This window comes from Mammaliicoccus vitulinus, from assembly GCF_029024305.1.
GTDB lineage: Bacteria > Bacillota > Bacilli > Staphylococcales > Staphylococcaceae > Mammaliicoccus > Mammaliicoccus vitulinus.
Genome location: NZ_CP118974.1, coordinates 2,618,166 through 2,643,161, shown reverse-complemented (window position 1 = coordinate 2,643,161; position 24,996 = coordinate 2,618,166). Strand labels below are relative to the sequence as shown.

Here is a 24,996-nt window from a genome sequence, read left to right as displayed (position 1 = left end):
AAAAGTCCTCTTTCTAATTTAAATTTATGGAGTTATACACATAAAATAAGATTGTTGATAAAGAAAACCACAGGCTGTTAATAATTATCCACAACTTACTAACAAACGGTGGATAACTCAACTTTCCAATTCTCTTGTCCACAATCTTTACACTAGTATTCTTCTATAGAAATCATAGTAGTATCAATACTTTGTATAACTTATCCACACAATTATACTTTCAAACAAAACAAGTTGTCAAATGGTTGTGAATATGTGTAAAAAGATTAAATTAGGCTGTGAATAAGAAATAAGATTTATATAATTATCCACAAAAAGTTGGTAATGCATTGTGAATAAGTGGATAACTCTATTTTCGATTGTTGTAAATTTCTTCTTGATTTTTAAAAACTGATTTGTTATAGTTTAGTAGTTATTGAAATTGTGAAAAGTCACGTGTATGGTATAACTAATTTTGAAACTAATCTTCTGATATATATAAATGAATATCATACAAACAATTATCTAACTGTAAATTTAGATGTTAAGAATAAATAATGGAGGTGTTCTTAAATGGTAAAACGTACGTATCAACCAAATAAGCGTAAACATAGTAAAGTACACGGTTTCCGTGCTCGCATGAGCTCTAAAAACGGCCGTAAAGTATTAGCTCGCCGTCGTAGTAAAGGTAGAAAAGTATTATCAGCTTAAGATCACTGAAGAGCAGTGGTCTTTTTTTTGTTTTAATTGATGTAATTGTTTTGTATAATAAACAATAATTAAGTGTTGTTTTTTGGAGTGGATGTTTGTGGAAAAGGCTTATCGTATTAAGAAAAACAATGATTTTCAAAGAATATATAAAAAAGGTAAGTCAGTTGCTAATCGACAATTCGTTATTTATACAGCAGAAAACGAACATGAACACTTTAGATTAGGTATAAGTGTTTCAAAAAAATTAGGAAATGCTGTTACTAGAAATAGAATAAAAAGGTCAATTAGAGAATGTTTTAAGAATCATAAAGAAAATATTATTCCTAAAGACATCATTGTTATCGCTCGAAACCAATCTGTTAATTTAGAAGTAGTTGAAACGCAGAAGAGTTTAGAGCATGTATTGAAGATTGCTAAAGTTTTTAATAAACGTATTCCCTAAGTATTGATATTTTACTAGGAGGTTGCAGCATGCTTAAATCACGCTATGAAGGACAATCAGTAGAACAAGCACTTCAACAAGGTTTAGAAGATTTAAATGTTCAAGAACAACAAGTAAGAATTGATGTTATTAAAGAAGGTAAAAAAGGTATTTTTGGATTTATGAAACAAGATGCACACATTGAATTAACTATCATTGATCCTGAACTTAAGCAGTTTGAGTCAATTGAAGCGTTAAAATGTCGTCATCAACAACATGAAGAAGCTGACGAACCAATAAGTGATGAGACACATCACGAAGAAGCAATAATTATAGAAGAAAAGAATAACAATCAAAATGATATTCAGTCAGAAGAAGATATACGTGAACATAACAATCAGAAAAAAGATTCATTAAATGAAGTAGCACAAGATACATTAACGTATGTGCTTAATATTATAAGAGAAATGAACATTGATGTAGATGGTTCATACGAAATTAAGTCTAATACAATTTATATTAATATGACTTCGAATAACGCTGCTTATATAATAGGTAAACGTGGACAAATTTTAAATGCACTACAAACTGTAGGACAAAATTATATGCATCAATTTGTGAAAGGTTATTATGCGCTCATATTAGATATTGAATCTTATCGTGAAAAACGTAAAGAAACTTTAGAACAGTTGGCAATTAATATGGCTAAAAAAGCAACCCAGACGAAAAAACCGGTTAAATTAGAGCCAATGCCGAACTTTGAACGTAAAATTATGCATCAAGCAGTGAGTAAAATTGAAAATATCGAAACATACTCTGAAGGAAGAGAGCCACATCGATATTTAGTCATAAAGAATAAATGATAATAGTCGGAGTGAGTGATCTCGCTCCGCATTTTTTCGAACATAAAATTCGAAAAATAGAACAAAACCATTTACAATCAATAGAATAGTTACTAATGGTGGAGGAGAAAATCATGGAATTAGATACAATTACAAGTATCTCAACGCCTATGGGTGAAGGCGCAATAGCAATTGTACGATTAAGTGGCCCGGATGCCTTAAACATTGCCAATCGTATATATAAAGGAAAAAAACAACTCAACGAAGTAGCATCACATACTATAAATTATGGTCACATTATTGATCCTGAATCAGATGAAGTGATTGAGGAAGTGATGGTAGCTGTAATGAAAGCACCTAAGACTTTTACAAGAGAAGATATCGTAGAAATTAACTGTCATGGTGGACTTGTAACAGTTAACCGTGTGCTTGAATTAACGATGTCAAATGGTGCTAGAATGGCTGAACCAGGTGAGTTTACGAAAAGAGCCTTTTTACACGGACGTATTGACTTATCACAAGCTGAAGCAGTCATGGATTTCATCAGATCTAAGACGGAACGCGCATCGAAGGTAGCCTTAGGGCAGATGGAAGGGCGTCTAAGTAGTCTAATAAAAGGGCTGAGACAGTCCATTTTAGAAATTCTTGCACAAGTGGAAGTCAATATTGACTATCCAGAGTATGACGATGTTGAAGAAGCAACTGCACAATTTCTACTAAAGGAAGCTAGACATATTGAGAACGAAATTGATCAGTTATTAAAAACAGGTCAACAAGGAAAAATTATGCGTGAAGGGCTATCTACAGTAATAGTAGGGAAGCCTAATGTTGGTAAAAGTTCGATGCTTAACAACTTGATTCAAGATAATAAAGCAATCGTAACTGAAGTTGCCGGAACAACGCGTGACGTATTAGAAGAATATGTTAATGTTCGCGGCGTGCCATTAAGGCTCGTTGATACAGCAGGTATTCGTGAAACGGAAGACATCGTAGAAAAAATTGGTGTTGAAAGGTCTAGAAAAGCTTTATCAGAAGCTGATTTAATTCTATTTGTACTTAATTATAACGAGTCACTCACAGAAAATGATTATCAATTATTTGATGTCATTAAAGATGAAGACGTTATTGTTATCATAAACAAAATGGATTTAGAACAAAACCTAGATATGGATGAATTAAAAGAAATGATAGGTGATCATCCGTTAGTTCAAACATCGATGATAGAACAGCAAGGTATAGAAGATCTTGAACAAAAAATATCAGAATTATTCTTTGGTGGTCAAGTTCAATCACAAGATATGACGTATGTTTCTAATTCAAGACATATAGCACTTTTAAAAGATGCGAAAAGGGCAATTAATGATGCAATACAGTCTGCAGAAGACGGTGTACCTATAGATATCGTGCAAATTGATTTAATTAAGACTTGGGAATTGCTAGGAGAAGTTATCGGTGAAGAAGCAAGTGAATCACTTATCGATCAACTATTTAGCCAATTCTGTTTAGGAAAATAAAAAGGAGGAAAAATTTTGACACAAAAATATGACGTTATTGTTGTCGGTGCAGGGCATGCTGGAGTAGAAGCAGGTTTAGCTTCAGCGAGACGTGGCGCAAAAACACTTATGCTTACAATTAATTTAGATAGTGTAGCATTTATGCCATGTAACCCATCAGTAGGTGGCCCAGCAAAAGGAATAGTAGTGAGAGAAATCGATGCACTTGGTGGTCAAATGGCTAAGACGATTGATAAAACACACATTCAAATGCGTATGTTAAACACGGGTAAAGGCCCAGCTGTTAGAGCATTACGCGCACAAGCTGATAAAGTATTATATCAAGAAGAAATGAAACGTGTAATCGAAGACGAACCAAATCTTGATATTATGCAAGGTATGGTAGAACGTTTAATTATAGAAGATAATAAAGTTAAAGGCGTAGAAATGGTTATTGGATCAACTTATGAAGCTGATGCAGTTGTATTAACTACAGGAACATTTTTACGTGGTGAAATCATTTTAGGAAACTTAAAATATTCAAGTGGTCCAAATCATCAAATGCCATCTATTAAACTAGCTGAACATTTGAAAGAATTAGGTTTTGAGATTGTTCGTTTCAAAACTGGAACACCACCACGTGTAAACGGAAATACAATAGATTATAGCAAAACTGAAATTCAACCAGGTGATGATGTCGGACGTGCATTTAGCTATGAAACGACAGAATACATTTTAGATCAATTACCTTGTTGGTTAACGTATACAAATGAACATACACATAAAGTTATCGATGATAATTTACATTTATCAGCAATGTATTCAGGCATGATTAAAGGTACTGGACCAAGATATTGTCCTTCCATTGAAGATAAATTCGTAAGATTCAATGATAAACCAAGACATCAATTGTTCTTAGAACCAGAAGGACGCAAAACTCAAGAAGTTTATGTACAAGGTTTATCTACAAGTTTACCGGAAGATGTTCAACGCAAAATGTTAGAAACAATCCCAGGACTTGAAAAAGCTGATATGATGCGTGCAGGTTATGCAATTGAATATGATGCAATTGTTCCAACGCAATTATGGCCAACATTAGAAACAAAAATCGTAACTAACTTATTCACTGCTGGTCAAATTAACGGTACTTCAGGATATGAAGAAGCGGCTGGTCAAGGTTTAATGGCTGGTATTAATGCAGCAGGTAAAGTACAAGGTAAAGAAGATGTTATTTTACGTCGTTCAGATGCTTACATTGGTGTATTAATAGATGATTTAGTGACGAAAGGTACAAATGAGCCTTATCGTTTATTAACTTCACGTGCCGAACACCGTCTATTACTTAGACATGACAATGCAGATTTAAGACTGACAGACATTGGTTATGAACTTGGCATGATTTCTGAAGAACGTTACGCTAAATTTAACCAAAAACGTGATGCAATCACTTTAGAACAAGAAAGATTAAAAGATATTCGTATTAAACCGAATGAACATACACAAAGTGTTATTGAAAGTCGCGGAGGTTCCGCACTTAAAGATGGAATTTTAGCGCTAGATTTATTACGTAGACCAGAAATGGACTATGATGCAATTATGGAAATCTTACAAGAAGAATCTCCAGTGAGTCCGGATGTTCAAGAACAAGTAGAAATTCAAACTAAATACGAAGGTTACATTCAAAAATCATTAGCACAAGTTGAAAAAATGAAACGCATGGAAGATAAAAAAATACCTGAAAATATTGATTACGATGCTATTAACAGTTTAGCGACTGAAGCACGTCAAAAATTAAAAGAAGTCAACCCACTAGATATCGCACAAGCTTCACGTATTTCAGGGGTTAATCCAGCAGACATTTCAATATTGCTTGTTTATATCGAACAAGGTAAAATTCAGAAGGTGAACTAGATGAACGAACAAACATTTATTAATTCCTTAAAAGAATCAGGTATAGCGTTAACAGATAAACAAATTAATCAATTTGAGATTTATTTTGAAATGTTAGTAGAGTGGAATGAAAAAATTAATTTAACAGCCGTGACTGAAAAAGAAGAGGTTTACTTGAAACACTTTTTTGATTCTGTAACACCTAGCTTTTATTTAGATTTCAACAAAATTGAATCAATATGCGATGTTGGTGCTGGAGCAGGATTTCCTAGCATACCGCTAAAAATTATTTATCCACATTTACAAATTACAATAGTAGATTCATTAAATAAACGTATTAAGTTTTTAAATGAATTAGCAGCAGAATTAAATATAGACAATGTGAACTTTGTACATGATAGAGCTGAAACGTTTGGTAAGAGTAATTACCGTGAAAGCTTCGATCTTGTAACAGCGCGTGCAGTGGCAAGATTATCTGTATTAAGTGAATTGTGCATACCTTTAGTTAAAAAAGGTGGGCAATTTGTAGCTTTAAAAGGTTCGCAAGGCAGTGAAGAGTTGGAAGATGCACAATTTGCTATTTCAGTCTTAGGAGGACAAGTGAATGAAATATATGACTTCACTTTACCTTTAGAAGAAAGTATGAGACAAATAATTACGATAGATAAATTAAAACAAACACCTAAGAAATATCCAAGAAAACCAGGAACACCAAACAAAGAGCCGCTAACAAAATAATTCCTGGGAAATATGTATGAACGAAAGTAGGTATATTGAGATGAAAAAGCCTTTTTCTAAATTATTTGGACTAAAAGACAAAGAATTAGAACACATAGAAGAAGCTCGAGCTGAAGGTAATGTAGCGATAATTTCAACAGAGAGAATTGTGCCAAACCGTTACCAACCGAGAAAAGTATTCGATGAATCAAAAATTAAAGAATTGGCACAATCTATAAAAGAACATGGATTATTACAACCAATTGTTGTTCGTCCAATTGAAGAAGGTATGTATGAAATCATAGCAGGAGAGCGAAGATTTCGTGCAATAAAACATAACGATTTACCTGAAACAGAAGTAATTATTAAGCCGTTAAATGATAAAGAAACAGCAGCAGTAGCACTAATTGAAAATATTCAACGAGAAAATTTATCAGCAATAGAAGAAGCAGAAGCATATAGAAAGCTTCTCGATTTAGAAGATATTACACAACAAGATTTAGCTGTGAGTATGGGGAAAAGCCAATCATTTATAGCAAATAAATTGAGATTGCTTAAATTATCAGAACCGATCATAATTTCACTACAAAAAGGTGAAATAACAGAAAGACACGCTAGAGCGATGTTAGGTCTAGATGATGACGGTCAACAAGATGTCTTAACAGCCATCCATTCACAAAATTTAAACGTTAAACAAACAGAGGATCGTGTTAAGAAAATACGAGGCTCTGAAAAAGTAAAAGCTAAACAATTCCAATTCGAGCAAGATATTACAGAAGCCCTTGATTCACTTGGACAAAGCATTAAAAATGTTGAAAAAGAGGGAATTAAGATTAAGCGCATCGATGAAGAACATAAAGACTTTTACGAAATTACGATTAAAGTTTATAAAAGAAAATAGCTAAAATGAGCTGGGGACATCAATCTCTTGCTCAAAATAAATCACCCAATCCGTTTGAGTCATGTTCGGATTGGGTGATTTTTATATTTTTGATTTTGTAAAGTCCATGCTTGCATGGTCAATGTGCAAATAAAGTAATATTATGTAAATCATAATCAAAGTTGATATGTATACTAAGTTAAAATGTTGTTAAATTGCGCGCAAAGCATTGTATTTTGTAAATGATTCATTTATAATTTTCTGTAAACGCTTACACAATAAGGGGGATTTCAATGATTACATTTTTAGTTTCTATTGTATTATTGATTGTAGGTTATTTTACATATGGTAAGTATATTGAAAAGATGTTTGGCGTTAAGGATGAACGTCCGACACCAGCTCATGATCAAAGGGATAATATTGATTATGTTCCGATGACGACAAATAAAAACTCACTGATTCAATTATTAAATATCGCTGGTGTAGGACCGATATTTGGGCCTATTATGGGTGCTTTATATGGTCCTGTTGCTTTTTTATGGATTGTATTAGGTTCTATATTTGCTGGGGCTGTCCACGATTATTTAACAGGTATGATTTCAATTCGTAATAAAGGGGCTCATCTACCTGAATTAGCTGGTAAGTTTTTAGGTAATGTGATGAGACATTTAGTGAATGTCTTTACGTTATTATTATTGTTATTGACGGGTACGGTGTTTGTAACAAGTCCGGCATTACTGTTACATTCGTTAATGGATGGAAAAATTGCACTAGGTATTATCATTTTTGTTATTTTCTTATATTATTTCTTATCAACGATTTTACCAATCGACAAAATTATTGGTAAAGTTTATCCGGTGTTTGGCTTTGTTCTGATGATTTCGGCAGTGGGTATTTTCATCAGATTATTAATGACAGGGGCAGAAATTCCAGAATTAACGTTGAAGAATATGCATCCTGATTCTGCACCGATATTCCCATTGTTATTCTTTACGATTACATGTGGTGCTTTATCTGGTTTCCATGCAACACAATCGCCGATAATTTCTAGAACGACGAATAATGAAAAAAATGGTCGCAAAATATTTTACGGCATGATGATCGCTGAAGGTGTTATCGCGATGATTTGGGCTGCGGCTGCAATGAGTTTATTTGGTGGATATGGTGGCCTACAAGAAGTGTTGGCTAAAGGTGAAGCGGCTCTTGTAGTGAGTGAAGCATCTACTATGTTACTTGGATCTGTATTCGGTACATTAGCAATACTGGGTGTTATTGTATTGCCAATTACGAGTGGAGATACATCATTTAGAAGTGCGAGAATGATTCTTGCTGATTACTTTAATATTGGTCAAAAGAAAGTATGGAAGAGATTTGCTATCGCGATACCAATGTTTATTATTAGCTTTATATTAACGACAGTGGACTTTACAATCTTGTGGAGATATTTCTCTTGGGCAAACCAAACGACAGCTGTTATAGCGTTGTGGATAGGTGTAATGTACTTGCTGTTATCTAAAAAGAATTTCTATGTCGCGTTAATACCCGCATTATTTATGACGTGGAATATATTCACTTATATTTTAAGTCAGCCTATTGGATTTGGAATGGATTTAAAGTTAAGCTATTGGCTATCTATCGGTCTCACAATTTTATGGACAATGTACTTCTATTATTTATACAGAAAAAATAGTGAGAATGCGATAGAAATAGATCATCAAATTGGCGCTGCAACAGTATCAAAATACTAATCATGAAAAAAGAACCTTTCGATCTCCACCGAAAGGTTCTTCTTATATATATTTAATATAGGGAAGCTAGTCTGCCATATAACACTCGCTCAAAAATATTATATGGCAGTGCTATTATTTAGGGGTAATAGCAAATGCTCGGACAGGGAATCCGGGAGCATTATTAGGTTTAGGGCTAATGGCTAATATAACTGCACCACGTGTTGGCAGTTTGTCTAATCCGGTTAACAATTCTATTTGGAAAGTATCTAAACCAAGGACGTATCGCTCACCGACTATATCGTTATGTTTACGAATGTCTAAAGAAGCATCTGTATCGAACGTTTCATGTCCTATAGATTTGATTTTTCTTTCTTCAAATAAGTACTTAAGGGCATCTAATGACCATCCTGGGAGGTGTTCATGACCTTCTTTATCTTTATTTTCAAATTGTTCTTTGTCTGGCCATTTTTTTGACCAGTCACTTCTGAATGCTACGAACGTTCCGCTTTCAATAGGACCATTTTCTGATTCCCATTGAAGAATATGTTCTTTTGTTAATCTAAAATCTGAATCTTGAGCCACTTCTTTTGAAAAATCTAATACGATTAAAGGTAATACTGTTTCTTGTAAGCCTAATTCATGTAAAAATCGCTTATGTTCTACAAAATGTATCGGTGCATCTATATGTGTACCGTACTGTGTAGGGAATTGCCATGATTGCGCAAAGAAACCATCATCTTTAACTTTATATAATGTTTTTGTTTCTGCATTTTCAAAAGCTGAGAAATGGGGAGACTCAGAATCAAAAGTATGCGTTAAATCTATCCAATTATATTCTTTTAGTTGATTTAGCGTGTTCCACAATGGATATGACATAACATCACCTCATATGATTGATTAATTTGGTTGTTTAACTGTGCTGTCTTGACGTAATTTTTCTACTGATTTGACTAATACTGTTAATGCTTGTTTAACTTCTTCTTCTTGTCTAGTCTTTAATCCGCAGTCAGGATTTACCCAGAATAGAGAACGGTCAATCTTTTGAAGTGCTCTATTGATGGCTACTGTAATTTCTTCTTCTGTAGGTATACGAGGGCTATGAATGTCATAAACGCCTAAACCGATACCTAGATCATACGTAATGTCTTCAAAGTCTTGAATTAAATCACCGTGGCTTCTAGATGTTTCGATTGAAATAACGTCAGCATCTAATGATTTGATTGCATGGATGATTTGTCCAAACTGAGAGTAACACATATGTGTATGAATTTGAGTTGAATCTTGGACTGAAGATGTTGATAATCTAAATGAATGAACAGCTTTATTTAAATAATCTTCATGGTACTCTGAGCTTAAAGGTAAGCCTTCACGCAATGCAGGTTCGTCTACTTGAATAACTTTGATACCTGCTTCTTCAAGTGCGAGTACTTCTTCATTGATAGCTAAAGCGATTTGATCTTGAACTTCGCTACGTGGGATATCAACACGTTCAAATGACCAGTTTAAAATTGTAACTGGACCTGTAAGCATACCTTTAACAGGTTTGTCAGTTAAGCTTTGAGCGTATAATGTTTCTTTAACTGTTAATGGAGCTGTCCATTTAACATCACCGTAGATGATTGGTGGCTTAACGGCACGAGAACCGTATGATTGAACCCAACCGAACTTAGTTACTAAGAATCCGTTTAATTTTTCGCCAAAGAATTCAACCATGTCGTTACGCTCGAATTCACCGTGTACTAATACGTCTAAACCAATTTCTTCTTGAATATCAATCCAACGTTTAATTTCGTTTTGTACAAATTCTTCGTATTTTTCGTCTGAAATTCTATTGTTTTTCCAATCAGCACGGTATTTTCTTACCTCTGTAGATTGAGGGAATGAACCAATCGTTGTTGTAGGTAAGTCTGGTAAATTTAATACTTCATCTTGTAATACTTTTCTTTCTTTAAATGGTGTTGAACGTTCTGATTTTACTGAATCATAATCGTATTCAAGTTGTTTGAATGATTGACTTTCAAAGCGTTCAAATTGAGCTTTTAATTCATTGTATAAAGTGTCATCATTTTCATTGAATAATTGTTTTAAAGCATATAATTCATCTAATTTTTCAGTAGCAAAACTCAAACCTTCGCGTACTGAATCTCCTAATGTTTCTTCTTCTAATGTAACTGGAACGTGTAATAAAGATGAAGATGGTTGAATCACTAATTCTTCTGTATAAGATTGTAATGATTCTATTAATGCTTTTTTCTCTTCTATGTTTGTTGCCCAAACATTTCTTCCATCAACGATACCAGCAAATAATGCTTTTTCTTTAGGGAATAAACCGTCTTTAATTTGTTTTAAGTTAAATCCATTGTCATGTACAAAATCTAAACCAAGACCGTATACTGGTAATTGTCCTACAAAGCTTAAATCAACGCGTTCAAAGTAAGTTTGTAATACTAAGTTTGTAGAAGGTACTTCTTTGTTGAAAAATTCGTATGCTTCTTTCGTAATGTCTTGAAGTTCTTTTGCTTCGTCAGTAACTAAAATAGGTTCATCTACTTGAATATATTCTGCACCAGCTTCAGTTAAACTTTCGAATACTTCTTTATATAATGGTAAAAGTGTTCTGACTTTTTCATCGAAACTTTGGTCTCCACCTTTAGATAAAGCAACATAAGTCACAGGACCTACAATAACTGGGTGCGCGTTGACACCCGCTTCTTTAGAAAAGTTGAATTTCTCTAATAATACGTTGTTATTTACTTTAGGTGAAACGTTGTCCCATTCAGGTACGATATAGTGATAGTTAGTGTTAAACCATTTGATCAATGCACTTGCAACATGCTCTTTGTTACCTCTAGCGATATCGAATAATAAATCATCGTCAACAGGGCGTCCTTGGAAACGTTCTGGAATAATATTGAATAATAATGATGTATCTAGAACATGGTCATAAAGTGAGAAATCACCAGCAGGAATTTGATCGACATGGTGCTCTTTTTGAATTGTTAATATTTCTTTATGCAGACCTTGCAATGTTTGATCTAATTCAGCTTTATCTATTTTTTTAGCCCAGTAGCTTTCAATGGCTTTTTTCCATTCTCTTTTTTTACCTAGTCTTGGAAATCCTAAATTTGCTGTTTTAATTGTCATAATATTGCCTCCTTGGTTTGTGTTCCAGTTTTTAATTTTGAATAATTTGCTAATTCAACTGTTAAATCATATTTTAAAAATGGTGTAACTAAGTACAAGCCATTAAAATATTGGTGTACTGCATCAATTAATTGTTTGCTCAAGCTAATGCTGAGCTTTCGAGTTGCGTCTCGATCGTCTTTAACTTTTTCAAAAGCGTTGAGAACAGTTTCTGATAATTTAATACCAGGAACTTCGTTGTGTAAAAATAGTGCGTTGTTATAGCTCGTTATAGGCATGATGCCTATAAAAATGGGTGCATCTATATGTTTTGTTGCTTCATATATCTCTTTAACTCTTTCAGGTTCATAAATCGGTTGAGTAATGAAATACTCCATGCCAGATTCAACTTTCTTTTCTAATCTTTTAACTGCAGGTTCAAGGCGTCTTACATTTGGGTTAAATGCACCAGCAACAGAGAAGTTTGTATTACTTCTTAATGTATCTCCGTCAGCGTTAATACCTTGATTAAATTGCGTAATAATCTCGGCTAATCCGCTAGAATTGACATCGAATACACTTGTTGCACCAGGGAAATTACCAACCTTTGATGGGTCACCTGTAATTGTTAAAATATCGTTAATGCCTAGAAGGGATAGCCCCATCAGATGTGATTGAAGACCGATTAAATTTCTATCTCGGCATGCTAAATGTACGAGGGGTCTAATTTTATATTTTTGTTTTATAATGCTGGCTGCTGCAATGTTAGAAATTCTAACGCTTGCTAACGAGTTGTCAGCAAGTGTTACAGCTTCTACACCCGCATCTTCAAGCGCTTGTATACCTTCAAAAAACCTATTTGTATCTAAATGTTTCGGCGTATCTAGTTCAACAATGACGGTTGGTCTTTGTTGGACGAGTTCTTTAATACTTGGTTCGTTTTTATTTTGCTTTTTATACTGTTTTGTTTCTATCGGAATAACATTTTTATGTTTTATAGGTGTTAAGTCTTTAACGATATTCTTTATCTTTTTAATATGTTCTGGTGTTGTACCACAACATCCACCTATTAATCTGACACCTTGATTGACAAGTTCTTTAGCTGCATCAGAAAAGTATTCTGAGTTGTTATTGTATTTTAAGTCGTTTTCTTCTAAATCCAGCAAACTTGCGTTAGGGTAGCAAGAAAGATAGGCATTGTCAGGAATTTCAATATGTTTATATGTCTTGATCATATGGTAAGGGCCATGGTGGCAGTTTAAACCGACGATATCTGCACCTTCATTTAATAAAGCTTCTAATGCATCAGGTATAGGTGTACCATTTCTCAAATAATTTGTATTGCTTGCAGTAAGTTGAGCGATAATCGGAATATCGTATTTAGCTTTTGCATCTTTTAAAACAGTTAGCAACTCTTCTAAATCATAATAAGTTTCAAATAAAATGCCATCTACACCTTCATTAACAAGTGTTTCGATTTGAATTTCTGTATGGTATTGAATGGCTTCTATAGATAAGTGGCTTTTCTTAATGTTGCGAAAACCACCTACAGTACCTAGAATAAATGTGTCTTTATTGCTTGCCTTTTTAGCGATTTGAACAGCTTCTCGATGTATTTCTTTCACACGATGTTCTAAATTGAAATCTTGTAGTTTTTCAAAGTTAGCGCCATATGTGTTCGTTTGAATGACATCTGCGCCAGCTTCTATATATGAGCGATGTATTTGCTCAACTTTTTTAGGGTGAGTCAGATTATAACTTTCTGGGCAAGTGTCTAACCCTTCAGAATAAAGGATTGTTCCGATTGCGCCGTCAGCTACTAAAATGCGGTTCTTCAATGCTTTTTTTAGATTCATATGTAGCCTCCTTTAATGCCCAATCGATATCTGTAATCAATTCTTTGACATCTTCCAAGCCTGCTGACAGTCTAAATAATCCATTTGTTATACCACGTTCAGCTCTCACATCTTCTGGAATAGCTGCATGACTCATTGTAGCTGGGTGTGAAAGAATGGTTTCAACGCCACCTAAGCTTACAGAAACGAGCGGTATATTGAGATGATCGACAAATGCTTGTGCTTTTGATTCATCTTTAAGTCTGAATCCAAGCACGGCACCACCATTTTTAGCTTGTCTTAAATGCGTGTCGCTTGTAATTGGATAATAAACAGTTTCAATCGCTTCATTTTCAATTAAATATCTGTAAATTTGTTCCGCATTATAAACGGATTGTTTAAATCTAATAGGTAATGTTTTTAAATGTTTAGCGAGTGTCCATGAATCATAAACGCTTAAACCTGAACCTGTACCATTTTGGATTAAGTAAATGTCGTTTTTAAGTTGTGGGTCGTTTACGATAACAGCACCTGCAATTAAATCACTATGACCACCTAAGAATTTCGTTGCTGAATGAATGACAATATCTGCACCTAGTTTCAATGGAGATTGTCCAAGTGGTGTCATGAAAGTATTATCTACAGCTAAAAGTGCGTTGTTTTTACGAGCTATCTGGCTAACACCGTCTATATCAGTCACTTTAAATAGTGGGTTAGAAGGTGTTTCTACATAGATAAGTTTTGTATTGTCTTGGACAGCAGCTTTTACTTGTTGTAAGTCTGTTTGATCAACAGTTGTAAATTCGATTTTGAATTTCTTGAGTATTTGTTCTGTTAATCTGAACGTACCGCCATAAACATCATCTGGAAGGACGACGTGATCACCTGGTTCTAATGTTAAAAATACTGCTGTAATAGCGGCAATACCTGAACTGAATGCAAATCCGTATTGACCGCCTTCTAAGTCAGCTAATTTTTCTTCGAGTAGCTGTCTATTTGGATTACCGCTTCTTGCGTAATCATATTCAGCATTACCACCTAAAGTTTGTTGGTGATATGTTGATGAATAATATAATGGTTGATTGCTTGATAAATGTTCATTGCCTCTAGTGGAATCTAATATTAGTGATGTTTCTTTTGAATAGCTCATATTGACACTCCTTCTTTTCTTGAATTTTTTAGTGCTTGAAGTATGTCTTCGTAAATGTCTTCATAGTCTTCAATTCCAATTGATAAACGAAGTAAGTATTCATCGATGCCGCGTTTATCTTTTTCTTCATCAGCCATGTCTACATGTGTTTGTGTATATGGGAAAGTGATAAATGTTTCAGTACCACCTAGGCTTTCAGCAAATATACATAAATCAATATTTTGTAAAAAGCTATCAACACTATAAGCGTGGTTTAATCGAATGCTTAACATGCCTGTTTGACCGGAATATAATACTTCGTCGATGCTATCAACTGATTGAAGTGAAGCGGCTAACTTTTGAGCATTTTCAGTAGCACGATCAAGTCGTAAGTGAAGCGTTTTTAATCCTCTAAGCAATAAATAACTGTCGAACGGTGATAATGTTGCACCAATCATATTGTGGAATTGTCCAAGTAATTCACCTAAGTAATCGTCAGAAACTGTTACAATTCCTGCTAATACATCGTTATGACCACTTATGTATTTAGTAGCAGAGTGTAGTACGATATCGGCGCCATCTTTTAATGGTGTAGATAAGTATGGTGTTAAGAATGTATTATCTATAATCGTTAAAATATTTTTAGATTTTGCAATTGCATAAAGTGGATCTAAATCTACAGAGAACATTAACGGATTTGATATTGGTTCGATAAAGAATGCTTTCGTATGATCATTGATAGATGCGTTAACTTCTTCAATATTTGAAAAATCGATGTATTTAAATTTAATGTTGTATTGTTTTTCGTAAAACTCAAACAGTCTAAAAGTGCCACCATATAAATCAAATGAAACGAGTATTTCATCATTTGGTTTAAATAAGTTACATATTAATTGAATACTTGCCATACCACTAGAAGTTGCAAATGAGTATTTTCCACCTTCTAATTTGGCAAAAGCTTCTTCAAATTGAGAGCGCGTTGGATTTTTAGTCCTTGTATAATCAAAGCCAGTTGAACAACCTAATTTTTCATGTTGATAGGCTGTTGCAAGATAGATAGGGTTTGTAGTAGCCCCGGTATGGTCTTTAGTTAATGAAATTTGAGCGAGTTGAGTAGATTTCATAATAGCCGTCCCCCTAATGTATTTAAAAAATAAAAAAAGCTTCCGTCCTTTAAACCCGAAATAATCGGATGTAAAGGACGAAAGCTTAGCTCGCGGTACCACCTTTGTTTGTAATGACATTACTGACACTACCTCTATAAGTACGTGGTCTCTTAAGTAAGAGTATATAATGGCAGTAAAATCGTAAACAAATTCCAGTACGCCATCAACACTAAAGAGACTTTAATACTGTATCGCTATAACGGGCGATCCCGTTGACACCTCAATATCGATGTCACCACTCCAAGGCCATTTTCAATCTTTCTTTCAATATTCCCTTTCAGCAAATGGGAACTCTCTGATAATTGCAGTGTAAGATTTACTTTCCTTTTTATCGTGATTTTAATTTATATTTCGTTGTTGATATATTACACAATACTATGGTGTTATTTTTTTGTCAACAACTTTTCTGAATATTTTAACTTATCGGTCAATTATTCTTTTGTGCATATCATCAACAAAATTGTTATAATCTATTGTGGATGTTTTACGTGAAACAAATTAGATGATATGACGTGGTGATGAAATGAAAGAAAGAAATCATGAACTTGTTGAAAAGATTTCTTATAATCTGAGTCATGATAAAATAGTTGAAATTCCTTTATCCAAATTAAGAAGGAATCCATATCAACCGAGAGATTATTTTGATGAAGCAGCTTTGAAAGATTTAACGCAGTCCATTTCACAACATGGTGTATTACAACCAATAGTAGTAAGAGAAACGATTAAAGGTTATGACATCGTAGTTGGAGAAAGAAGATATAGAGCGAGTCAATTAGCTGGCAAAGATACAGTTCCAGCGATTGTTAAATCATTAACGGATGAAGAAATGTTAGAACTCGCTATTATAGAGAACCTTCAACGTGAAAACCTTAAACCCTTAGAAGAAGCAAAGAGTTATGCCACGATGATGAAAGAACTTAATTTAAAACAGCAAGATGTCGCGGATAGATTAGGGAAATCAAGATCTTATATTGCGAATGTTTTAAGGTTGCTTAACTTACCTCCAAGTGTGAAAAGTTTAATTAACGAAGAAAAATTATCAAGTGCACACGGACGAACATTACTTGGTTTAGAAAAGAAACATCAATTAAATCAAGTAGCACAAAAAATTGTCAAAGAAGGCATGAGTGTTAGAGCATTAGAAGAATATATAAAATTTTTGAATGCTAATGATCATGGGAAGACAAGAAAAGCAAGAAAGAGCAAGCCAAACTTTTTAGTTAAACATGAATATCAATTAAAAGAGAAATATGGAACTAACATTGATATTTCAAAGACAAAAAAAGCAGGTAAAATATCTATTGAATTTAATTCTGAAGATGAATATAAGAGAATTATGGAATTATTGCTAGAAGAATAAGAGGTGCAGAATTTTGGATAAAATTATGAATATCATTCATAAAATGATAGACCCATTTATGAATCCTGAGAATTGGCAGAAATGGATAGAACAAATTTTAATCGGAATATTTTATGTTGTATTAGCATTTATTATTATAAAGGTTCTCCATAAAGTTGTTGAAAAATTCTTTACTACTAAATACGGAACTAAGAGGATAGGGAAGTCTAACAAGCGTGCTAAAACGATGGTAAACTTACTACAAAATGTCATTTCATATGTAGTGTGGTTTATTGTGGTTACAACAATATTAAGCAATTTAGGTATAAGAGTTGAAAGTATTATTGCAGGTGCAGGTGTTGTAGGTTTAGCTATTGGTTTCGGAGCACAAACGTTAGTGAAAGATGTCATAACAGGATTCTTTATTATTTTTGAAAATCAATTTGATGTTGGAGATTATGTAAAAATTAATACAACGGGTACAACTGTTGCTGAAGGTACTGTACAATCAATAGGAATGAGATCTACGAGAATTTTATCATTTGCAGGAGATTTAACGATACTTCCAAATGGTACGATGAATGAGATTGTGAACTTTTCAATTCATAATGGTATGGCAATCGTGGAAATACCCGTATCCATTAAAGAAGATTTAAACGAAGTAGAAAGTAAATTAAATGAATTTTTACCTACACTTAAAGAGAAATACGAAATCTTCATCAAAGACCCAGAAATTTTAGGTGTAGAAACGGTTACAGCAGGAGAAGCAACAATAAAAATTGCAGGTGAAACAGAACCTAATGAACATACGTCGGGTGCAAGAATCTTAAGAAGAGAAATAAAATCATTCTTCGATAAAGAAGGTATACAAGCACCTATACCAACTATGGTTTCGTATAATCCTAACAACATTCAATAATCATCTACTCGGGAGGCAGTCATATGATGAAATCGTATAATTTAAATGATATCGTTGAAATGAAAAAACAACACGCATGTGGGTTTAATAGATTTAAAATCATAAGACTCGGTGCAGATGTTAGAATTAAATGTGAAGAGTGTTCTCGTAGCATCATGCTACCTAGACAAGAATTTAATAAAAAAATAAAAAAAATAATTGAAAAAGGACAAGGTGAATAACATATGGCATTAACAGCTGGCATAGTCGGATTACCTAACGTAGGTAAATCAACACTATTTAACGCAATTACAAAAGCAGGAGCATTAGCAGCGAACTATCCATTCGCAACAATCGATCCAAACGTAGGTATCGTTGAAGTACCAGATCAACGTTTACAAGAACTTACGAAATTAGTTAAACCTAAGAAAACAGTACCAACAGCATTTGAATTTACAGATATAGCAGGTATTGTTAAAGGTGCATCTAAAGGTGAAGGATTAGGAAATAAATTCTTATCACATATTCGTGAAGTAGACGCAATCTGCCAAGTTGTGCGGGCATTTGTAGACGAAAATGTAACGCACGTATCAGGTAAAGTAGATCCTATAGATGATATTGAAGTCATCAATATGGAATTAGTGCTAGCAGACCTTGAGTCAGTCGAAAAGCGTTATGACAGAGTCATAAAAATGGCGAAACAGAAAGACAAAGACGCAGTTGCAGAAGAAAAAGTGTTAGCAAAAATTAAAGAGACATTAGAAAACAACGAGCCAGTAAGAAGCTTAGAATTCACACCTGAAGAACAAGTAATCGTGAAACATTTGAGCTTATTAACAGCAAAACCAATGCTATACGTAGCAAACGTAGCAGAAGACGAAGTAGCAAGCCCAGAAGACAACGAATACGTACAAAAAATTGAAGAATATGCAAGTAACGAAGGATCAGAAGTTATTGTTATTTCAGCAAAAATCGAAGAAGAATTAGCAACATTAGACGAAGAAGATCGTGAAATGTTCTTAGAAGATTTAGGCGTAGAAGAAGCAGGATTAGACAAATTAATTCGCGCTTCATATGACTTGTTAGGATTAGCAACATACTTTACAGCAGGTGAACAAGAAGTAAGAGCTTGGACATTTATAGAAGGCATGACAGCACCACAATGTGCGGGAATCATTCATACAGACTTTGAAAGAGGCTTCATTAGAGCAGAAACCGTGAGCTATGATGATTTATTAAATAATAATGGTATGAACGGTGCAAAAGAAGCGGGTAAAGTAAGATTAGAAGGTAAAGAATATCTTATGAAAGACGGAGACGTCGTACACTTTAGATTTAATGTGTAGAGATAAAGGCCTTCATGACAATGATTTAAGTAAGTTTTAAAACAGTAAAGAACACATTACATTTTTAGTTGTTTATGTATTTTGGCTTTTTACCTTTTCGGTAAAGACCACATTACTTGTCGTAAGTACTGTAAGATTACGTAAACAACGAATTTGGTTCAATTAATGCACTTTCTTTCAACATTTAATTTAGTTGAAAGGAGGTGTTTTTTATGAAAAGGATAAGAAATACTTCAATAAATAATTTTGACAATAAGAGTCTTAATGAAATTAGGTCAATTGTAATCAGTTATAAACAATCTCAAAATTTATCACCTAAAACTTTTGATGTATATAAAAGAGTGTTTAAAGAATTTGATATATATTTTGATAAAAATCTAAATTTGTATGAATTAAAGATGCGTAAAGCAAGTCAATTTATTGAATATTTACTTAAAGACAAAGTGTATTATTTAGACAGATTTCATAATACAGGAAGAGTACGAGGTATTAAGCCAACTACTGTAAATACTTATCTAAAAGCTTGTAAATCAATATATCAAGTATTAGTTGATCTAGAGTATATTGAAAGTAATCCTTTTAAGAAAATTAAAACTGTAAAAAGACAAGAAGAAAGAATTAAAACTATTCCCGAAGATGATATTAATAAGTTGATAGATAGTTTAGATAAAAATTACTATACAGATTTTAGAATGATAGTAATTATACATGTATTATTAGATACATTCGGGAGGATAAATGAAGTGTTAAACATGAAGGTTGAAGACATTGATTTTGAAACTAACACTATATACTTTGGTGAAACTAAATCGAATCAATATAGATATGTACCGTTTTCTAATAAAACGAAAAAATTATTGATTGAATTAATAGAAGAAACAAAAGAGTTTCGTAGCGATTATATATTTCTTACGCAGTATGGAACTGTTATGACTCCTAATAATTTTAGATCAGCATTAAATAGATATTTAAAGCAATTTAAAATTAGCACTCATATTACACCACATATGTTTAGGCATACCGCTTCAACTTTATTTTTAAAAAATGGTGGAAGTATCAATGTATTGCAAAAAATATTAGGACATAAAAAAATAACTACAACTGAAATATACACACACTTATCAATAGAAGATGTATTGAATCAGAGTGAAGAATACAGTCCATTAAATAGTATAGTAAATACAAGAAAGTATAACAAATTAAGAAATAAAAGGAGAAAATAAGATGAAAGATAGTATCATAGAATTACAATTAGTAGGTAATAAAATATTAAACGAAAATGAAATGAGTCAACTTAAGAACAATGAAGTTCAAGATGTTGTTTCATTATTACGATTGTCAAATGGTGAAACAATAATAATTAAAAGTGAGTTGGACAATGAAATAAAAATTGTTGAAGCGGTTGAGTAATAATTAAAAACATGTCATTCGCATGAGTTTGTATCAGTTAGCTCATTTAAAATAAATCACTGAAATTGTGAATCTAAAACTATCCCCCTAGTACTTGTTATATTAGTGATTTGAAGAATGGAATTTACATTTAAATGTTTTTGCACTGAATACGCTAATTTATCGTAACATCTTAAATTTAAATTGGAGACTGAACAGAATATTTGTAAAATAATCAGTTATCTCGAAGAAGATAGAATATGAAAATTCAATTAAAATAGATTATATTGTGAAAATTTCACAATAAGGATAGTTGGATAATTTGGTAAATAATACTAGAAAACAAGGGGCGTTGCTATACTATTTTTTGCTGCAAAATGATTAGAACATTAGTTTAATTAAGTAATTATACACTGTACAAAGGTTGTCAAATCAATGTTTTTGACTACAGGAAATTAGTTTTAAAAACATACTTGCAGGTACTTGTATAACAGATGAACTTTTTCTAACTGTCTATTTAGAGAAAATTAGACTTAAAATATTTATTCTTTAAATTTTTAAAATCAATCTTATGAAAATTTTAGAAATAAAATTGAGATTTTATCATTCAGAACATTTAAAGTTAAATAACTCAAATATCAAATTCTAGTAGCGTAATCAAGCGTATATAGAACGGTTGAACAAGGTTGGATAATAAGTAATAGGATATTAACTTTAAGCATATACTCACGGTATGGGCTTGTAGAATGCTGATTGATTTTCTGTCAGTTAATGATTATATATGTATCTTATGGTGTGCATGTTATTATCTCACCTACCATTGATTTAAGTAGTATATCGTTTAGTTTATTGACTTAATTAAGTTAGCTATAATTTTGAATATAATCTAATATATTAATGACTTGCACCACCTTTCAATTGTGTTAGGTGGTGTTTCTATGATTTCTTTCAAACTTGCTTTAACCTTTTGTTCTTCTATCCAAGCATATGCACGCTCAACTGGATCTTCAATCATGTAACTATCCATTCTTCTATTGTTACCATTAGTTGTATTAATGATGTATCTTCCAGTCTTTCTTAATGTAGGCAATACTTCTGATGTAACCCAACGTTTAAACTGTTTAGCTGATTCTAACTTTGAAGAGAAGATTAAACTGTATAAGCCTGATTCATTAATCACTACTGGTTTTTGAGCTCTACCAATGGAGTCGTAAATTGCTACCCCATCTTTTTTAACTTCATTGTCTACATGATATTTCAATGCTTCTCTTGTATTCTTATATCCCAAAACATTCGCAACATCTTTACCAACAAAATATGGTTCATCTTCAATCATTAATGTTCTAACTTCTATTGAATCAAAATTAAATATTGTAGGTATCTTAAAGTTGACATATATACATTAAAAGAGTTATAATTAATCAATCTCTATACTTGACAAAAAAATAAATGTGATAATATATAATTATAGTCTAATTGACGGTTTAAATCTCTTTCTTCTTTACATATCCTTGCATTTTTTTGATTTACATAATGATGAATGTCGAACATCGTCATATTACAAGATTGGATTCTTTTCGATCTTCATTTTGGAATAAATACATATATTATAGGTTTCTATTTATGAAACTCTTAGGATTTATATAATTACATATTGGAACATAAGCATAATGAAATAGTAAGCTTATAGATCTATCTTTTTACTTTTAATAAGTTATTGGGTAGGTCTATTTGTTGAATAGGAATATGATAAAGGTTGTATGTATATTCATATGGCGTATAGACTTAATTTTTATAATAGTCATCACGTGCTTGTAAATAGTGACTAGAAGATGACTTGATATTATACAACATCTTACGATGTTTTTATTTATATAGTGTATAGAAGAAGGTTATTTAAATTGTTACTTAGAGTTAGCAATTAGACTAATAGGAACTTCACTTCATCGCAGGCTTGAAGTTCGTTCTTTCTGCCACTTCGCAATCCTGTTGGTTGCTTGTGACAGTCAATAATTTAGAGTTTAGAAATAAATTAATTTGGTAAGAATGTAAAATGATTAAGTGTAGATTTAGTTGAGACTAGAGGAGCAAATCGCAAGAAATGACAGAATTTGCACTAATTTTTAAGTAAAAAAGTGTTATATAGATGGTGCCTGTAGAGTACGGAAGAAGATTGAAAGAACGAAAGTTATTAAAAATAACAAGGAGGACATTGAATGTCAGAAGAACAAATAGATAAAAATTATGATACTGAAAATAGAAAGATGAAAGAAATTACTTACATAGATTATACAACGGGTGGATTCATAGATTTACCGTATAACGCTACCCCATATGACGAGAAAGTAATAGGTATGACAAGTAAGTTTAAAGAGAAAAATCCAGAACCATTTTTCTTAGTGCCGTGTATTAGATTTCAAAAGAATTTGAAAGATACTCTTCAATTGAATCATAAAGAAATAGGGATGCTTTTTTATTTAATGTCGTATGCCAATTATAGAAGCTTGCATTATACAGAAAAGGAAGAAGTTTGCTACTTTTCTCATTGTAATAATAATACTTATTTTAAAGGTAACAAGGATTTAGAAAAAATATTACAAGTAAGTAATAATATTGTTAAGAAATTTAAAAAAAAATTAAAAGACAACGGCATTTTACATGAGGATGAACGAGGTTTCTATATTAAGAAAGAGTATTTAATAAGAGGCAAAACATATTCGCTAGAAAAGAAGAACCGTTTCTATAAAATTTCTAATAATTACGTAAAAAAGTTAGTTGTAGAACTTAGAAATAATAATGTAAAAAAGTATTATTCAGCTCTAGGATTTTTGTTTTCTTTATTGTCATTCATCAACATTCATGAAAAAGATTCAGAGGGAAATCCAATCAGACCATCATTTAACAGATTAGTAAACCAAGAATATTTATTTGAAAAAGATCGATATTTATCTATACCAAAAGAGGAATTGGCAAAAAGAATGAACGTTTCAAAAAGCACATTAATAACTAGAACGCGTGAATTGAATGCTGCAATGAAAGAAGCTTTTGGCGAATATTTAATATTTGAAAGGAAAATTAATCCAGTAGGTTACGAAAACGAGAAAGTTACTTCATGGTTTATTAATCCCCATTTCAGCTATTCAAATGATAGAACAACAGAGGAATATAAAAAATTAGTAGAATCGAGTAAAATCAAGAAAAATAAGAAGGAGAATGTAGATGAAAGAAATTAAAACATTACCATATTATACCCAGTACGGAATAACTAACGATAAAAAAATTATACATATTGAATCAAAAGAAGAAGTAGAACAAACATATTGTAATAAAGATAATACATATAAAGTAATATTGAAGGATATTAAAGGAAACAAAAGAGTTTTAGAAGTGGATTATATTTATAAATTTCATTATAAATATAATCAAAAAAACAGATTAGAAGAAGGTAAATTCATTTATACAAATAAAACAAAAGCATACGATTATATGCACTATAATATTCAAAGTTTTTACAACAAGCATAAAATTGATGTCAGTTTCTTTGATTTAATGAGAAGCAAAGAAACGCTTCGACAAGCTGTCATAGATGGAGAAATATATCATAATTACTTTGTTTCAAATAGAGGTAATGTATATCGTAGATATGGTACTTTCTATTACAAATGGTTAAAGCCTACGGAACATAAAGGTTATTTACGTATAACAGTGTATAAAGATAAGATAGCGAGAAAAGAATACATACATAGAATAGTTGCGGAAACTTATAGGAATGCATATAAAAACAAATTTGATAGTAAAGGAAATATTAGGAACGAAGTAGATCATATTAATGTTGATACATTTGATAATAGGGCAGGAAATTTACAATGGGTATCAAGTAGTGAAAATGGTTTGCTTATGAATATTAGAAAAAATATCGTAAATCGTAAAAAAGATAGTAGTGAATATACTCAATTTATAGATGATTTAAGAGTTTATTAGCTATAAAAAGCATCAAAATGAAATTAGTTAATCACATTTAGTTGAATAAAGTTAAAAACACTTTCATTGAATTTGTATTAAATAGAATTCAATGAAAGTGTTTTTGTGAAAAATGTATATTTAATTA

General features: G+C 32.2%; 21 protein-coding genes, 1 pseudogene and 1 other annotated feature. Of the genes and pseudogenes, 16 read left to right on the top strand and 6 right to left on the bottom strand.

The genetic code is table 11. The features are described 5' to 3' along the window. Positions 1-552 precede the first annotated feature (552 nt). The 8 genes from rpmH (at position 553) to PYW35_RS13210 (ending at position 8,681) form a co-directional block, all read left to right on the top strand. Positions 553-690, top strand: a complete 138-nt coding sequence (rpmH, locus tag PYW35_RS13245; RefSeq protein ID WP_016911738.1) for a 50S ribosomal protein L34 — start codon at positions 553-555, stop codon at positions 688-690. A 97-nt stretch (positions 691-787) separates the two neighbouring features. Continuing rightward, positions 788-1,132, top strand: coding sequence for a ribonuclease P protein component (gene rnpA / locus PYW35_RS13240; protein ID WP_016911739.1), 345 nt, complete (start codon positions 788-790; stop codon positions 1,130-1,132). Between the two features lie 29 nt (positions 1,133-1,161). Beyond that, complete coding sequence (gene jag / locus PYW35_RS13235; RefSeq protein ID WP_103322400.1) at positions 1,162-1,974, top strand: RNA-binding cell elongation regulator Jag/EloR; 813 nt, start codon at positions 1,162-1,164, stop codon at positions 1,972-1,974. Positions 1,975-2,087: 113 nt separating this feature from the next. After that, positions 2,088-3,467, top strand: coding sequence for a tRNA uridine-5-carboxymethylaminomethyl(34) synthesis GTPase MnmE (gene mnmE, locus PYW35_RS13230; protein WP_016911741.1), 1,380 nt, complete (start codon positions 2,088-2,090; stop codon positions 3,465-3,467). A 15-nt stretch (positions 3,468-3,482) separates the two neighbouring features. After that, entirely contained in the window at positions 3,483-5,357 is a 1,875-nt protein-coding gene (mnmG, locus tag PYW35_RS13225) for a tRNA uridine-5-carboxymethylaminomethyl(34) synthesis enzyme MnmG (RefSeq protein WP_103322399.1), read from the top strand. Then, positions 5,358-6,074 carry a 16S rRNA (guanine(527)-N(7))-methyltransferase RsmG gene (gene rsmG, locus PYW35_RS13220; protein WP_103322398.1) on the top strand — a complete coding sequence of 239 codons (717 nt, stop codon included), beginning with the start codon at positions 5,358-5,360 and terminating at the stop codon, positions 6,072-6,074. Positions 6,075-6,114: 40 nt separating this feature from the next. Further along, a complete protein-coding gene (locus tag PYW35_RS13215) occupies positions 6,115-6,954 on the top strand; it encodes a ParB/RepB/Spo0J family partition protein (RefSeq protein WP_016911744.1) in 840 nt (279 codons plus the stop codon). A 272-nt stretch (positions 6,955-7,226) separates the two neighbouring features. Further along, positions 7,227-8,681 carry a carbon starvation CstA family protein gene (locus PYW35_RS13210; protein ID WP_103322397.1) on the top strand — a complete coding sequence of 485 codons (1,455 nt, stop codon included), beginning with the start codon at positions 7,227-7,229 and terminating at the stop codon, positions 8,679-8,681. Between the two features lie 114 nt (positions 8,682-8,795). On the opposite strand, the gene PYW35_RS13205 is transcribed toward PYW35_RS13210, so the two are convergent. Genes PYW35_RS13205 through PYW35_RS13185 form a run of 5 tightly spaced genes read right to left on the bottom strand, consistent with a single transcriptional unit; the run spans position 8,796 to position 15,874 of the window. After that, on the bottom strand, positions 8,796-9,539 hold the full coding sequence (locus PYW35_RS13205; protein WP_103322396.1) for a cyclase family protein: 744 nt from the start codon (positions 9,537-9,539) through the stop codon (positions 8,796-8,798). 21 nt (positions 9,540-9,560) lie between these two features. Next, complete coding sequence (metE, locus tag PYW35_RS13200; RefSeq protein ID WP_103322395.1) at positions 9,561-11,810, bottom strand: 5-methyltetrahydropteroyltriglutamate--homocysteine S-methyltransferase; 2,250 nt, start codon at positions 11,808-11,810, stop codon at positions 9,561-9,563. Beyond that, complete coding sequence (locus PYW35_RS13195; RefSeq protein ID WP_103322394.1) at positions 11,804-13,642, bottom strand: bifunctional homocysteine S-methyltransferase/methylenetetrahydrofolate reductase; 1,839 nt, start codon at positions 13,640-13,642, stop codon at positions 11,804-11,806. Before PYW35_RS13195 ends, metE begins: the two co-directional genes overlap by 7 nt. Next, entirely contained in the window at positions 13,599-14,771 is a 1,173-nt protein-coding gene (metC, locus tag PYW35_RS13190; RefSeq protein WP_016912346.1) for a cystathionine beta-lyase MetC, read from the bottom strand. Before metC ends, PYW35_RS13195 begins: the two co-directional genes overlap by 44 nt. Then, entirely contained in the window at positions 14,768-15,874 is a 1,107-nt protein-coding gene (locus PYW35_RS13185) for a PLP-dependent transferase (RefSeq protein ID WP_016912345.1), read from the bottom strand. Before PYW35_RS13185 ends, metC begins: the two co-directional genes overlap by 4 nt. 70 nt (positions 15,875-15,944) lie before the next feature. After that, positions 15,945-16,257: a binding site (T-box leader), on the bottom strand. A 182-nt stretch (positions 16,258-16,439) separates the two neighbouring features. On the opposite strand from PYW35_RS13185, the gene PYW35_RS13180 reads away from it, so the two are divergent. The 6 genes from PYW35_RS13180 to PYW35_RS13155 all read left to right on the top strand — a co-directional run bounded on the left by PYW35_RS13180 (position 16,440) and on the right by PYW35_RS13155 (position 20,909). Beyond that, a complete protein-coding gene (locus PYW35_RS13180; RefSeq protein ID WP_103323405.1) occupies positions 16,440-17,276 on the top strand; it encodes a ParB/RepB/Spo0J family partition protein in 837 nt (278 codons plus the stop codon). Positions 17,277-17,289: 13 nt separating this feature from the next. Next, positions 17,290-18,174 carry a mechanosensitive ion channel family protein gene (locus PYW35_RS13175; protein ID WP_016912343.1) on the top strand — a complete coding sequence of 295 codons (885 nt, stop codon included), beginning with the start codon at positions 17,290-17,292 and terminating at the stop codon, positions 18,172-18,174. 23 nt (positions 18,175-18,197) lie between these two features. Beyond that, a complete protein-coding gene (locus tag PYW35_RS13170; protein ID WP_103323404.1) occupies positions 18,198-18,395 on the top strand; it encodes a DUF951 domain-containing protein in 198 nt (65 codons plus the stop codon). A gap of 3 nt (positions 18,396-18,398) precedes the next feature. Continuing rightward, positions 18,399-19,499 carry a redox-regulated ATPase YchF gene (gene ychF, locus PYW35_RS13165; protein WP_016912341.1) on the top strand — a complete coding sequence of 367 codons (1,101 nt, stop codon included), beginning with the start codon at positions 18,399-18,401 and terminating at the stop codon, positions 19,497-19,499. 212 nt (positions 19,500-19,711) lie between these two features. Further along, positions 19,712-20,722 (top strand): tyrosine-type recombinase/integrase, encoded by a 1,011-nt coding sequence (locus tag PYW35_RS13160; RefSeq protein ID WP_103323403.1) that lies wholly within the window; start codon positions 19,712-19,714, stop codon positions 20,720-20,722. Position 20,723: 1 nt separating this feature from the next. Beyond that, positions 20,724-20,909, top strand: a complete 186-nt coding sequence (locus PYW35_RS13155; RefSeq protein ID WP_103323402.1) for a hypothetical protein — start codon at positions 20,724-20,726, stop codon at positions 20,907-20,909. A 1,033-nt stretch (positions 20,910-21,942) separates the two neighbouring features. Here the strand turns inward: PYW35_RS13155 and PYW35_RS13150 are convergent. Beyond that, positions 21,943-22,269, bottom strand: a pseudogene (locus PYW35_RS13150) (BRO-N domain-containing protein); the annotation flags it as partial. 835 nt (positions 22,270-23,104) lie between these two features. On the opposite strand from PYW35_RS13150, the gene PYW35_RS13145 reads away from it, so the two are divergent. After that, positions 23,105-24,121 carry a hypothetical protein gene (locus PYW35_RS13145; RefSeq protein WP_204107871.1) on the top strand — a complete coding sequence of 339 codons (1,017 nt, stop codon included), beginning with the start codon at positions 23,105-23,107 and terminating at the stop codon, positions 24,119-24,121. Further along, positions 24,108-24,869, top strand: a complete 762-nt coding sequence (locus tag PYW35_RS13140; RefSeq protein WP_103323664.1) for an HNH endonuclease family protein — start codon at positions 24,108-24,110, stop codon at positions 24,867-24,869. Before PYW35_RS13145 ends, PYW35_RS13140 begins: the two co-directional genes overlap by 14 nt. Positions 24,870-24,996 lie beyond the last annotated feature (127 nt).